This window comes from Monashia sp. NPDC004114, from assembly GCF_053603855.1.
The window spans coordinates 178,786-192,146 of sequence record NZ_JBSGGK010000010.1; the positions used below are offsets into that span (position 1 = coordinate 178,786).

General features: G+C 70.9%; 12 protein-coding genes. 8 read left to right on the forward strand and 4 right to left on the reverse strand.

Features of this window, described 5'->3' with window-relative positions; genetic code table 11:
* Positions 1 to 179: 179 nt before the first annotated feature.
* Positions 180 to 1,346 (reverse strand): Ig-like domain-containing protein, encoded by a 1,167-nt coding sequence (locus ACWEOW_RS14720; protein WP_452269956.1) that lies wholly within the window; start codon positions 1,344 to 1,346, stop codon positions 180 to 182.
* Positions 1,347 to 1,641: 295 nt separating this feature from the next.
* Here ACWEOW_RS14720 and ACWEOW_RS14725 point away from each other — a divergent pair, with 295 nt between their 5' ends.
* From ACWEOW_RS14725 to ACWEOW_RS14750, 6 genes are all read left to right on the forward strand, one after another.
* Positions 1,642 to 4,104 (forward strand): FAD-dependent oxidoreductase, encoded by a 2,463-nt coding sequence (locus ACWEOW_RS14725; protein ID WP_452269957.1) that lies wholly within the window; start codon positions 1,642 to 1,644, stop codon positions 4,102 to 4,104.
* Between the two features lie 30 nt (positions 4,105 to 4,134).
* The gene (locus ACWEOW_RS14730) at positions 4,135 to 5,340 is read left to right on the forward strand and encodes a thiolase family protein (RefSeq protein ID WP_452269958.1); all 1,206 of its coding nucleotides are present in this window, start codon (positions 4,135 to 4,137) and stop codon (positions 5,338 to 5,340) included.
* A gap of 164 nt (positions 5,341 to 5,504) precedes the next feature.
* On the forward strand, positions 5,505 to 7,778 hold the full coding sequence (gene helR, locus ACWEOW_RS14735; protein ID WP_452269959.1) for an RNA polymerase recycling motor ATPase HelR: 2,274 nt from the start codon (positions 5,505 to 5,507) through the stop codon (positions 7,776 to 7,778).
* A gap of 30 nt (positions 7,779 to 7,808) precedes the next feature.
* Positions 7,809 to 8,243: a VOC family protein gene (locus ACWEOW_RS14740; RefSeq protein WP_452269960.1), complete on the forward strand. Its 435-nt coding sequence runs from the start codon at positions 7,809 to 7,811 to the stop codon at positions 8,241 to 8,243.
* 218 nt (positions 8,244 to 8,461) lie between these two features.
* Positions 8,462 to 9,958, forward strand: a complete 1,497-nt coding sequence (locus tag ACWEOW_RS14745; RefSeq protein WP_452269961.1) for a Ppx/GppA phosphatase family protein — start codon at positions 8,462 to 8,464, stop codon at positions 9,956 to 9,958.
* Positions 9,959 to 10,065: 107 nt separating this feature from the next.
* Positions 10,066 to 10,485 (forward strand): MmcQ/YjbR family DNA-binding protein, encoded by a 420-nt coding sequence (locus ACWEOW_RS14750; protein ID WP_452269962.1) that lies wholly within the window; start codon positions 10,066 to 10,068, stop codon positions 10,483 to 10,485.
* A gap of 15 nt (positions 10,486 to 10,500) precedes the next feature.
* Here the strand turns inward: ACWEOW_RS14750 and ACWEOW_RS14755 are convergent, their stop codons facing one another.
* Positions 10,501 to 10,947 (reverse strand): MarR family winged helix-turn-helix transcriptional regulator, encoded by a 447-nt coding sequence (locus ACWEOW_RS14755; RefSeq protein ID WP_452269963.1) that lies wholly within the window; start codon positions 10,945 to 10,947, stop codon positions 10,501 to 10,503.
* 122 nt (positions 10,948 to 11,069) lie between these two features.
* Between ACWEOW_RS14755 and ACWEOW_RS14760 the strand changes: the two genes are divergently transcribed.
* Both ACWEOW_RS14760 and ACWEOW_RS14765 read left to right on the forward strand, forming a co-directional pair.
* The gene (locus tag ACWEOW_RS14760) at positions 11,070 to 11,696 is read left to right on the forward strand and encodes a mycothiol-dependent nitroreductase Rv2466c family protein (protein WP_452269964.1); all 627 of its coding nucleotides are present in this window, start codon (positions 11,070 to 11,072) and stop codon (positions 11,694 to 11,696) included.
* 11 nt (positions 11,697 to 11,707) lie between these two features.
* Positions 11,708 to 12,400, forward strand: coding sequence for a maleylpyruvate isomerase family mycothiol-dependent enzyme (locus tag ACWEOW_RS14765; protein ID WP_452269965.1), 693 nt, complete (start codon positions 11,708 to 11,710; stop codon positions 12,398 to 12,400).
* Positions 12,401 to 12,477: 77 nt separating this feature from the next.
* On the opposite strand, the gene ACWEOW_RS14770 is transcribed toward ACWEOW_RS14765, so the two are convergent.
* Both ACWEOW_RS14770 and ACWEOW_RS14775 read right to left on the reverse strand, forming a co-directional pair.
* Positions 12,478 to 12,888, reverse strand: a complete 411-nt coding sequence (locus ACWEOW_RS14770; protein ID WP_452269966.1) for a VOC family protein — start codon at positions 12,886 to 12,888, stop codon at positions 12,478 to 12,480.
* A gap of 5 nt (positions 12,889 to 12,893) precedes the next feature.
* Positions 12,894 to 13,343: a helix-turn-helix transcriptional regulator gene (locus ACWEOW_RS14775; protein WP_452269967.1), complete on the reverse strand. Its 450-nt coding sequence runs from the start codon at positions 13,341 to 13,343 to the stop codon at positions 12,894 to 12,896.
* Between the last annotated feature and the right edge of the window lie 18 nt (positions 13,344 to 13,361).

Consider the following 13,361-nt stretch of genomic DNA (forward strand, 5'->3'; position numbering starts at 1 on the left):
CGCCGGGCGGCCCAACGCCCACGTTCCATCTGGTCGAGTGGGCGACCTGTCACTCCCGTCACGTGGCGCGTGGGGCTGGAGAGACCGAGCGCCCACTCGACCGGGGGCTGGCGTGGGGCTGGAGTGACCAAGCGCCCACTCGACTGTGAGGGTGGCGTGGGGCTGGTGGGACGGGGCGCTCACTCGACCTGGGGCTGGAGGGGTGTGGGGTCGAGGGCGGTGCGGCGTCGGCGCACCAGGCCGACGTGGAGGCCTGCGACGACGGCGGCCGGGAGGATCGGCCAGAGCAGCCACCAGCCGGGGCTCGAGATCGTGCCGCTCAGCCAGCGCCCGAGAGTCGTCTGCGGCAGACCGCCGGATCCCCCCGGGCTGCCCGACGCGCCAGCCCCACCGGCGACGCCCGACCCGCCGGTGGGGCTCGTGCCCCCCGGGCTGCTTCCTGTGCCGCCGGACCCGCCGTTCGTCGGGCCGCCCGAGCCGTCGCCTGCCGAACCGGGCGACGAGCTGCCGCCGTCGGCGGATCCCGAGGACCCAGCCCCCGCTGGCGGCGCCGCGACCTGGACCGTGATCGTCGCGGTCGCCTGCGACGTCGGCAGGTCGGTCCGCTGGGCGTATCGGATCGTGGCCTTGCCGTGGAACCCGGGCGCCGGCGCGAACACGACCTTTCCGTCGCGCACCGACCAGTCTCCGAGCGAGGTCGTCACCGTCTCGGGCTCGGGGCACGTGAGCGGGTCCGGCCGGGTCGGCTCGGGCTGCACGTCGACCGGTGTCGCGAGCGGCTCCGGTGACCCTGTGCTCAAGGTCGGCGGGCAGGACGTCACGGCGCCGGGCACGAGCAGCGTGTCGTTGGCGGCCTGGTCGATGACGACCTCGGGCGGCACGTCCCCACGCAGCGTGACCTGGTCATCCACCGCAGACAGCACCTGGGTATGCCGCCGCACCGTGACCGTCACGTCCTGGGTGGCACCGTTCGTGGAGCGGGCGCGGTAGCGGAACGTGCTCGCCGACGGCGCCTGGCGCTTGTCGGGAACGAGGTCGATGGTGCCCTCAGGACCGAGCGTCAGGGTGCCGATGCCGGACGCGTCCAGCCGCGACACCGCCCCCTTCGGGGACACCAGCCGCACGGACGCCGGGTCGGGCCGGCCGGTATCGTTCGCGAGCACGTGCAGGCGGCTGGTCAATGGCCCGACGACGAAGGTGTCGGCGATTCCGGAGTATGGGACGGCCGGCACCGTGACCGTGATGACCCCGCTGCCGTCGTCCGCTCGTGCCTGAGGGGCACCCTGCCCGACCGCGACGAGCCCCAGCGCAACGGCGACAGCAAAGCCCGCGCCGATCGGTCTCACGAAGTCCTCCTCATCCGGCCGAGCGCACCCGGCCGGGGCGAATGACAGCCGAATACAGCCTAGGCCGCGACGGCGGCCCGGAATCCCGAAGTCGCCTGTAGGACAACGAGATTCGACGAACTGTTCACCAGCCGTTACCACCCTGTGAACCTCAATGTTGGTGTTTGCCTCCGACCACAGATCCCAGTCGCGTGGTCAGCTCGGAACGCGCCGAGGGCCTCCAAGGGCCCCGGTGCATGCGCTGGATCGACCGGGTGACGGGTGGTGACGCGGGGCCCGGGGCTAGGTTGTGCGGGTGACTGTTGAACTGCCCGCACGGGCGCGGGTCGTCGTCATCGGTGGCGGGGTCATCGGCACGTCCGTGGCCTACCACCTCGCCCATGCCGGTTGGACGGACGTCGTCGTGCTCGAGCGCGACCGCCTGACCTCCGGCACGACGTGGCACGCGGCCGGCCTGATGACCTGCTTCGGGTCGACCTCGGAGACGAGCACCGCGATCCGGCTCTACTCCCGCGACCTGTACGCGCGGCTCGAGGCGGAGACGGGACAGGCGACGGGTTTCCGCCCGGTGGGCATGATCGAGGCCGCCGCCGACCGGGACCGGCTGGAGGAGTACCGACGGGTCGCCGCCTTCCAGCGGCACCTCGGGCTCGAGATCCACGAGATCTCGCCCGGGGAGATCGCCGACCGCTTTCCGTGGGCGCGCACGGATGACCTGCTGGCCGGCTTCCTCGTGCCCGGAGACGGCCGGGTGAACCCGGTCGACCTGACGATGTCGCTGGCGAAGGGGGCGCGCGCCCTCGGCGTCCGGGTCATCGAGGGCGTGGCCGTGAGCGACGTACTGACCGTGCGCGATGCCGTCACCGGGGTCAGGGCGGCCGGGCAGACGATCGAGTGCGAGTACGTCGTGAACTGCACAGGGATGTGGGCCCGCCAGTTGGGCGAGCAGAACGGGCTCGTGATCCCCAACCAGGCGGCCGAGCACTACTACCTCATCACCGACACGATCGAGGGGATCGACCCGAACGCCCCGATCTTCGAGGACCCGTCCTCCTACGGCTACTACCGCGAGGAGGGCGGCGGCATGATGGTCGGGCTCTTCGAGCCCGAGGCGGCCGCCTGGAAGGTCGGCGGAATCCCCACCGACTTCTCGTTCGGCACGCTGCCGCCCGACTGGGACCGGATGGCGCCGTTCCTCGAGAAGGCGATGGCCCGCGTGCCCGTCACCATGGAGGTCGGCGTCCGCACGTTCTTCTGCGGGCCGGAGTCCTTCACGCCGGACCTCGCGCCCGCGGTCGGCGAGGCGCCGGGGATCCGCGGCTACTTCGTCGCCGCCGGGATGAACTCCGTCGGCGTGCTGTCGGCCGGTGGTCTGGGTCGCGTGCTCGCCCACTGGATCACGACCGGCGAGCCGGACGTCGACGTCACCGGCTTCAACGTCGACCGCTTCCGCGCAGACCAGCTCGAGCCGGCGTACCGCGCCTCGCGCACCACCGAGATCCTCGGCACGGTGTATGCCGCCCACACCCCGGGCAAGCAGCTGCGCACCGCGCGCGACCGCCTGCTGTCGCCAGTGCACGAGCGGCTCGTCAAGCAGGGCGGTTACCTGCGCGAGGTATCGGGCTGGGAGGGCGCTGACTGGTTCGCCGGGGCGGGCCGCAGCCCCGAGGCCGAGCCGACCTGGGGGCACGCGCCGTGGTTCGAGCAGTGGGAGCAGGAGCACCGCACGGTCCGCGAGTCCGTCGGCCTGATGGACATGTCGTTCATGGCGAAGTTCCGGGTCCGCGGTCCCGGGGCCGGCGCGACGCTCGACCGGCTCTCGGCCGGTGCCGTCGACGGCGAGCCCGGCGTCATCACGTACACCCAGTGGCTCAACGACGACGGCCGGATCGAGGCCGACCTGACCGTGACGAAGCTCGATCACGACGACTTCTTCGTCGTGGCTTCCGACACGGCGCACGGTCACGTCCGTGCGCGGCTGCACCGGTTCGCCGAGCCGTCCGTCTCGGTCACCGACGTGACGGCCGAGCTCGCCCAGCTCAACGTCCAGGGCCCGCGCTCGCGGGACGTCCTGTCGGGTCTCACGGACGCCGACCTGTCCACCGAGGCATTCGGCTTCCGCAGCGCCGGCTGGGTCGAGCTTGGGGGCGTGCGGCTGCTGCTCGCGCGGATCACCTACCTCGGCGAGCTCGGGTATGAGCTGTACATCCCCGCGCGGGAGGCGCTGGGAGTGTACGACGCCCTCCAGTCGGCCGGCGCGGCATACGACCTGCGACCGGTGGGGCTCAAGGCACTCGCGTCGCTGCGGATGGAGAAGGCCTACCGCGACTTCGGCCACGACATCGACAACACGGACTGCCCGCTGGAGGCGGGGCTGGGCTTCGCGTTGGCGCTGGACAAGCCGACGGCGTTCGTCGGTCGCGACGCAGTCCTGGCGCGCAAGACCGCGAACGCTGCCGCGGGCGGTATGCCGCGTCGCCTGGTCCAGGTGCGCGTGCTGGATCCGGAGCCCCTCCTCTTCCACGCTGAGATCGTGCTGCGCGACGGGAGGCCGGTCGGCTACGTGAGGGCCGGCTCCTACGGGTGGACCCTCGGCTCGGCCGTCGGGCTGGCCATGGTCGAGGGCGGCGGCGAGCCGGTGACACCGGACTGGCTGTCGAGCGGTGCGTGGGAGGTCGACATCGCGGGGGTCCGCCACCCGGCCGAGGTGTCGCTGCGGCCGATGTACGACCCGACCAGTGCCCGGATCCGCGTCTGAGCGCGCGCGGCGAATCGAAGGAGACCGCCCATGACAACCGCAGCCTTCGTCTATGACGCGGTGCGGACCCCGTTCGGCCGGTTCGGTGGCGCGCTGGCCGGCACCCGGCCGGACGACCTCGCGGCCCATGTGGTCAAGCAGCTGGTGAGCCGGGCGCCGGGGCTGGCGGGCAACGGCTTCGGGGCGCGGGTCGACGAGGTCGTGCTCGGCAACGCCAACGGCGCGGGGGAGGAGAACCGCAACGTGGCCCGCATGGCGACGCTCCTGGCTGGGCTGCCGACGAGCGTGCCCGGCTCGACGGTGAACCGGCTGTGCGGGTCGAGCCTGGACGCCGCGATGGTGGCCTCGCGCTCGATCGAGACGGGCGACGCTGACATCGTCGTGACCGGTGGGGTCGAGTCGATGAGCCGCGCGCCGTGGGTCCTGCCGAAGACCGAGAAGCCTTATCCCGCAGGCGATCTCGCGCTAGTGTCGACGACGTTGGGTTGGCGGCTGGTCAACCCGGCGATGCCGTCGGAGTGGACCGTCTCGCTGGGGGAGGCGACCGAGCAGCTGCGGGAGAAGTACGGCATCACCCGCGACCGGCAGGACGCCTTCGCCGAGCGCTCGCACCGGCTCGCCGACGAGGCGTGGACGCAGGGCTGGTACGAGGACCTGGTCGTGTCGGTGCCGGGTGTTGACCTGGCCCGTGACGAGTCGATCCGCCCGGGCACAACCGCCGAGCGGCTGGCCGGGCTGAAGACCTCCTTCCGCAAGGAGGGAGGCACGGTGACCGCGGGCAACGCCTCGCCCCTCAACGACGGCGCGTCCGCGGTCCTGCTCGGCAGCGAGGGTGCCCGCGACGACATCGGCCTGGACCCGCTCGCGCGGATCGCGGGGCGCGGGTCGAGCGCGCTCGAGCCGCAGTACTTCGGCTACGCCCCCGTCGACGCGGCCAACCAGGCTCTCGCCCGTGCGGGCATCACGTGGGCGGACGTGTCTGCGGTCGAGCTGAACGAGGCCTTCGCCGCGCAGTCCCTGGCGTGCCTCGACGCCTGGCAGATCGATGCCGAGATCGTCAACCGGCACGGCGGCGCGATCGCGATCGGCCACCCGCTCGGTGCCTCCGGCGGCCGCATCCTCGGCACGCTGGCCCGTGACCTGCAGCGCACCGGCGAGCGCTGGGGCGTCGCCTGCATCTGCATCGGCGTCGGACAGGGGCTTGCGGTGGTGCTCGAGAACGTCAGCGGGCACTGAGAGCGGCCCCTCAAGGGGCGTGGCCACGACACGGAGATGGAGAGGTCCGTGCCTCTCCACTTTCAACGTATAACGCACAGGGGGTCTTGCGGCAAGGCCCCCTCGCCGTCGGAGAATTGCCGGCCGAGGCCAGATCCAGCGGCCACGCGAACGGAGCCGATGACGTGACCCCCTTGACCACCAGCGCCTTCGACCTTCCCGACCACCTCGCCGCCAAGGCGGACCCGGCGCTCATCGCGGCCGACGAGCGGCAGTTCGCCGCCGTCGCCGACAGCCTCGAGCGCACCATCACCGACCTGTCCGAGCGTCTCGATGCCGCGCGCCGAGCACCCGGCGGAGCGGGGCAACAGGCCTTGGACCGCGACCAGGAGGTTCACCGGCTGACCGCACGCCTGCGCACCCTGCGCCGGTTCGGGCTCGACCTCTGTCTCGGGCGCCTGGTCACGGCCGACGACCCGGACCCCGTCTACATCGGACGCCTCGGGCTCAAGGACAGCGCGGGACGCCAGCTCCTCGTGGACTGGCGCGCTCCGGCCGCGGAGCCGTTCTTCGGCGCGACCCACGCCAACCCGATGGGCCTGACGAGCCGTCGCCGGTACCGCTGGGCCCGTGGACGGGTCAACGACTTCTGGGACGAGGTGTTCGCCCCGGACGGGGTGGACCACCACGCCGCACTCGATGACCAGTCCGCCTTCATCGCCAGCCTCGGCGGGTCTCGCACGTCCCGGATGCGCGACGTGCTGAGCACGATCCAGGCCGACCAGGACGCCATCATCCGGGCGGGCTCGCGCGGCCCGCTCGTCGTGGACGGAGGGCCCGGCACCGGCAAGACGGTCGTCGCACTGCACCGGACGGCATACCTGCTCTACTCCGACCCGCGCCTGGGACACCGGCGCGGCGGCGTCCTCTTCGTCGGCCCGCACGAGCCGTACCTCGCCTACGTGTCCGACGTCCTGCCCAGCCTCGGTGAGGAAGGCGTTCTGACCTGCACGCTGCGCGACCTCGTCCCGGAGGGGGCGACCGCGAGCGCCGAGACGGACCCGGAGGTCGCGCGCCTGAAGTCGTCGGCCGCGATGGTGACGGCGATCGAGCCGGCTGTGCTGCTCTGCGAGGAGCCGCCCACCGAAGGGATGACCGTCGAGACGCCCTGGGCGCACGTGTGGCTCGGCGCCGACGACTGGGCGCAGGCCTTCCGGGCCGTGGAACCGGGCACCCCGCACAACGAGGCACGCGACCAGATCTGGGACGAGCTCGTCTCGATCATCGCCGACAGGCACGACGACGAGTTCGATGACGAGGACCTTGACGAGGACCATGACGAGGACCTTGACGAGGACCTTGACGAGGACCTTGACGAGGACCGCGAAGACCGTACGCCGGAGCGGATGCGCGCCTCGTTGCGGCAGAACCGGGAGCTGGTGACCGCGCTCAACCAGGCGTGGCCAACGCTCGAGGCGACCGACCTCGTCGGCGACCTGTGGTCGGTGCCGGCCTACCTGCGCCGCTGCGCCCCGTGGCTGAGCGTCGAGGAGGTCCGCATGCTTCAGCGCGCCGACGTGCAGGCGTGGACGGTGTCCGACCTGCCGCTGATCGACGCCGCGCGTCAGCGGCTCGGCGACGCAGAGGCCTCCGGGCGCAAGGCCCGTCGCGACGCTGTCGTGTCGGCCGAGCGCGAGCAGATGGCGCGGGTGGTGGACGACCTCATCGCGTCCGACGACTCGGAGATGCACGTGATGTCGATGCTGCGCGGGCAGGACCTCGCGGACGCTCTGGTCGACGAGTCGGGACTCGACAACGGCGAGCTCGACCGGCTGACAGGGCCGTTCGCCCACATCGTCGTGGACGAGGCCCAGGAGCTCACCGATGCCGAGTGGCAGATGCTGCTGCTCCGGTGCCCGTCACGGAGCGTCACCATCGTCGGCGACCGCGCCCAGGCGCGGCACGGCTTCACCGAGACCTGGCAGGAGCGCCTCGATCAGGTCGGCCTCGACCGCCACACGCTCGCGTCGCTGACCATCAACTACCGGACGCCCACGGAGGTGATGGCCGAGGCCGAGCCGGTGATCCGTGCAGCCATCCCGGACGCCAATGTGCCGACCTCGATCCGCGACGCCGGAGCCCCCGTGGTGCACGCCTCGACCGCGGATCGGGACCAGCTCCTCGACGCCTGGCTCGCCACGCATGGAGAGGGAGTCGCTTGTGTCATAGGCGATCCCACGTTCGCCGGGACATCACGAGTGCGTTCGCTGAGTCCGGAGCTGGCCAAGGGGCTGGAGTTCGACCTGGTCGTGCTGGTCGACCCTGAGTCGTTCGGCACCGGCATCGAAGGGGCGGTCGACCGCTACGTCTCCATGACCCGGGCGACCCAGCAGCTGGTGATCCTGACGAGCACTGAAGGGACGCGGCGGCCCGTAGAGGGCGAGACGGTGTCGGCGTAGCGTGATGTGGACTGATGAAAGGGAGGAGACATGGCGAACCTCGTCGTGCATTTCGAGATCCACGCATCAGAGCCGCAGCGGCTCATCGACTTCTACGGCCAGCTGCTCGGCTGGACCTTCAGTCAGTTCGGAGACATGCCGTACTGGTCCATCGACACCGGCGAGGGCTCCATGAAGATGAACGAGCCCGGCAGCGGCATCAACGGCGGGCTGACCCAGCGCCAGGGCCCGGCACCGGAGCCCGGAGCACCCGTCACGGGGTGCGACATCGTGATCGGGGTGGACGGCAACGTCGACGACGTGTTCAAGAAGGGGCTGGACCTCGGCGGCATCGAGGCGCTTCCCCTCGCGGACATGGAGGGCATCGGACGTGTCGGCTACCTGCTGGACCCTGACGGCAACGTGTTCGGGCTCATCTCGCCGGTCCTGTCCGATGGCAGGAACGTCATGAGTGGCGGCGGCTGACCGGCAACACACCCGGCCAGTCCCGAGGCAACACACCCGGGGTCGTTCGGCGAACCCGGCGACACACCCGGAAACCCGCATCTCCGCACGGTTGCAACCGGGGCGAGCTGCCGCTCCGGCGCAGAGCGCCGGCTCCATCCGGGTGTGTTGCCTCGCGGGATGGCTGACGCACAATACGCTCGTCTCGCGACGCGTACGACGACGAAGGTGGTCAGACAGTGGCCGTGATCATCCCCCGCTGGGAGTGGCGGTGCTTCGGCGAGCGCTTCGGGGCCGCCGAGGCGCGCATCGACTCGCTCACGCCCGACCGCGTGCAGGAGAGCGACGAGATCTACCTGCTGTCCTCGACCGGCACGGACGCCGTCAAGGTCCGTGACGACCTGATGGACGTCAAGCACCTCGTGCAGGTGAATGCCGACGGTCTCGAGCAGTGGGTCCCCGTCATGAAGGCGGCCTTCCCCATGACAACGGCCGACGTGAAGGAAATGCTTGCGGCGCTTGGCATTTCGTCCGCGGCGTCCAACCTTCGCACCACGTACACCCTTGCCGACCTGATGGACGAGGTGGTGGTCCCGAGCTCCGACCTCATCGCGGTCGAGGTGCACAAGAGGCGCGTGCGATACACCATCGGCGGCTGTATCTCGGAGGTGACCGAGGTGCGTGCGGGGGAGGCCTCCACGCGCACCATAGCCATCGAGTCGGAGGACGCCGAGCGAGTCGTCGCCGCCGTGCGCGACCTCGGTCTGCCGTTGCGGCCGAACGTCAGCTTCGCCAGTGGCCTGAGGCGGCTCGTCCGTTTCGGCACCGAGCGGTATGCCGTCATCGACGTGGGCACGAACTCGGTGAAGTTCCACATCGGCGAGCGTGGGGCGGACGGCGCATGGCGCACCGTCGTGGACCGCGCGGAGACGACGCGACTCGGCGACGGCCTGCAGGAGACGGGCCGGCTCAACCCCGAGCCGATGGCGCGAACGGTGGATGCCGTCGCCGGCATGGCCGAGCAGGCACGCGCCGTCGGGGCCGGACACATCGCCGCGGTCGGGACCGCCGGTCTGCGGATCGCCCCGAACAGCGCGGACTTCATCACAGCCGTCCGCGATCGCTGTGGCGTGACGGTCGAGGTCATCTCGGGCGACGAGGAGAGCCGGCTCGCGTACCTGGGTGCGCAGTCGGGCATCGGTGCGGCACCAGGGTCCCGGGTGGTCTTCGACACCGGTGGCGGCAGCTCGCAGTTCACCTTCGGGCACGGGGACCAGATCGACGAGCGCTTCAGCGTCGACGTCGGCGCGGTGCGGTTCACGGAGCGCTACGGCCTGGCGGGCGCCGTCACACCCGATGTGCTCAACGAGGCCCTCGACGCGATCGCGGCCGACCTCTCGCGGCTCGACGGACGGCCCGCGCCCGACGCGCTCGTCGCCATGGGCGGTGCCGTCACGAACCTCGCGGCGGTCAAGCACGGGCTCGCCCACTACGACCCCGAGGTGGTGCAGGGCACCGTGCTCGACCGCGCCGAGATCGACCGGCAGATCGAGCTCTACCGCAGCCGCGACGCCGCCGGGCGGCGCGAGGTCGTGGGCCTGCAGCCGCAGCGCGCGGACATCATCCTTGCCGGCACGTGCATCGTGCGCACCGTCCTGGCCAAGCTCGGCGTGGACTCCTTCACGGTGAGTGACCGCGGGCTGCGCCATGGCGTCCTCCTCGAGCGCTTCGGCTGACCCGCGCGTGCGCACCGACCGGTAGTGGACCGACCGGCAATGGCTGACCGGCAGGTGACGGTCGAGTGGCCCGTTCGACACGTCGTCCAGGCGACTAGGTTTGGGGGATGGCTCGCGACCGACCCGGTCGTTCCGAGGACGTGCATGACGCCGCTCGGCGGATGCCGTTCGTCAAGGTGATCGAGGGCAAGAAGGGCAACCTCGTCTACCAGGTCGGCGGGAAGTCGTTCGTCTTCTTCCGCACCCCGCGACCCGATGCCTTCGACCCCGACACGGGCGAACGGTGGGACGACGTCATCGTCATCTGGGTGCCCGACGAGGCCGACAAGCAGGCGCTCGTGCAGGACCGGTCGACGCCCTACTTCACCACCAGCCACTTCGACGGGCACCCGTCCGTGCTCGTGCGTGGCAGCCGGCTGCATGAGACCACCAGGTCAGAGATCATCGAGCTCGTCGAGGACGCCTGGCTGTCCCGCGCCTCCGCAAGGCGTGCGCAGAACTGGCTGGCGAGTCACCCCGCGCCGTAAGGGTTTTCGCGGACCTCAGGTGTCCGGGTTCTGGTACGGGTCGGTGATCTCGCGCAACAGGGTCAACGCCTCGCGCAGCTCGCGCATCCGACGGGTCCCGAGGTGGCGCTCCCACTCCCGCTCGACCCGCTCCTCCTCGGCGCGCGCGACCGGCAGGAACGACTCGCCCTTCGCGGAGAAGCGCACGAGGCGGGCTCGCCCGTCGAGCGGGTCAGGGACGCGCTCGACGTATCCGGCCTGCTCGAGCCGGTCGACGAGCGCCGTGGCGGTCTGCTTCGACACCTGCGCCTGCTCGGCGAGATCCGACAGCCGTGTGCCCCGCGGGCCGATTCGTGCAGCGATCCGGCTCTGGGCGAGCGTGATGTCGGTGACTCCCGCCCGGCGCATCGCCTCCTGCACGTGGTTCTCCATGTCGCGCGCGGCGATGAACATGAGCAGCGCTACAGGTAGCTGCCTCGTCACCGAACCCCCTTGAAGTAGTCCTATCTTCGAACTATATTGGTCCTAACATCGAACTATCTTAGCCGGGGGAGGCAGCCATGAGCGACACGAGCGATGCGTGCGACATGAGCGATGTGTGCGACATGAGCGATCGAACCACCGTCGTCGATCTCTGGTTCGACCCGGTCTGCCCATACTCCTGGACGGCGTCGCGCTGGCTCAGGGAGGTAGCGGGACGTATGCCGCTCGAGGTGCGGTACCACCTCATGAGCCTCTACCTGCTCAACGAGCACCGCACGGACATCAGCCCCGGCTACCGGCACGTCGTCGAGACCTCACGCGGGCCGTCTCGGGTCGCGATGGCCGCGGCGGCGCGGTTCGGCGAGGGCGTGCTGCCCGACTTCTACACCGCTTTCGGCGAGGCGATCTTCGACCGATGGCGCTACCCGAGCGGCGAGGAGTACCACCAGGCGATCCGGGGGGCGCTGGCCGCCACCGGCCTGCCTGCGGACCTCGAGGAGGCGATGGAGTCCGAGGCGCACGACGGGCTGCTGCGCAGGAGCCACGAGGCGGGGACAGCTACCGTCGGTGGCGACGTCGGCACGCCCACGACCCACATCGACGGAGTCGCCTTCTACGGGCCGGTCCTCAACGCCATCCCACGCGGTGACGACGCGGTCCGGGTCTTCGAGGGAGCGCGGCTCCTCGCCGGCTACCCCGAGTTCTTCGAGCTCAAGCGCACTCGGGTGCGCCCGCCCGTCTACACCTGAAGGAGGCCGACATGCGCGAGACCCCCGACCAGACAACGCAGCTCGACGAACCTGCGGTGTGGGCCGCGATCGACGACCAGCGCCGGCGCACGGCCGACCTCCTCGAGACGCTGACGCCGCAACAGTGGCAGCACCCCTCACTCTGCGAGGGGTGGACGATCCGCCACGTGGCTGCGCATCTGACCCTGCAGCAGATGCGGGTCCGCGACGTCGCCGCCTTCACGGCGCGGCACCCGCGTCTGCTTCGCTCGGTCACCCTGAACCGGACCATCCACGACTCAGCCGTGATCCGGTCCCAGATGCCCTCGGACGAGATCGTCGGGCGGATCAGGGCCATGATCGGCTCGCGCAGGCACAACGCCTTCGTCACGCACCGCGAGACCCTGACCGACATCCTCGTGCACGGTCAGGACATCGCCATTCCGCTCGGTGCCGACCTCGAGATGCTCACTCCCGCAACGGCCGTCGCAGCCTCACGCGCCTGGGACACGCGCCGCACCTGGATGGCGTCGGTGTTCCGCAAGCTTCCCCTCGACGGCTACCGCCTCACCGCGACGGACGCCGAGTGGGCGCGCGGGACCGGGCCCGAGGTCAGCGGGCCGGTCGGCGCCCTCCTTCTCCTCCTCACCGGGCGCGCCGTGGCGCTCGAGCAGCTGGACGGACCGGGCGCCGACAGGCTCCGCGCCGACGCGAAGCCCGCCTGAGCCGCGACCCGGCCGTCCGGCATACGCCGGACCGGCTCGAACGGGGTATGCCGCATGGCCCGGTGCCATAGCCCGGGTCAGCGGATCTGCTGGATCCGGATCAGGTTGCCGGCAGGGTCGCGCACAGCGCAGTCGCGCACGCCGTACGGCTGGTCGGTCGGCTCCTGCACGACCTCTGCGTCGCTGGCTTGAAGCCGGTCGAACATGCTCTCGAGGTCGCTGGTGGCAAGCAGGATGCCGGCATACGTGCCCTTGGCCATCATCTCGACGATGGTGCTGCGCTCCTCCTCGGTGACGCCCGGGTCGACGCCCGGCGGGTGCAGCACGATCGAGGTGGCCGGCTGGTCGGGCGGGCCGACGGTGAGCCAGCGCAGGCCCTTGTAGCCGACGTCCTGGCGGACCTCGAACCCGAGGGTGTCGCGGTAGAAGGCGAGGGCGGCGTCGGGGTCGTTGTGGGGGAGGAAGCTGGCGTGAATGGTGACGTCCATGGGGCTCACGCTACGTTCGGCGAGTCGGCCGGCGCTTCTCGATTCCTGACCGGTCTGGTGACCTGTTTCGAGACGCACGACGGCATCCCGGCGGTCGCGCGCGCCGCCTCGCTGCGGTAGGTGCTCGGCGACATACCGACCAGCTCGGCGAAGCGGGTGCTGAACGTCCCGAGGGACGAGCAGCCGACCTCGAAGCACACCTCGGTCACACTGAGGTCGCCCCGGCGCAGCAGCGCCATCGCCCGCTCGATGCGGCGGGTCATGAGGTAGGAGTAGGGCGACTCGCCGTAGGCGAGGCGGAACTGCCGGCTCAGGTGGCCCGCGGAGATATGCACGCCGCGGGCGAGCGCCTCGACGTCCAGCGGCTGGGCGTACTCGCGGTCGATCCGGTCACGCACCCGCCGCAGCAGCGCCAGGTCGCGCAGCCGCTGCTCGTCGGCGGGACTCGTGCTCACCTGACCGATCGTGTCATG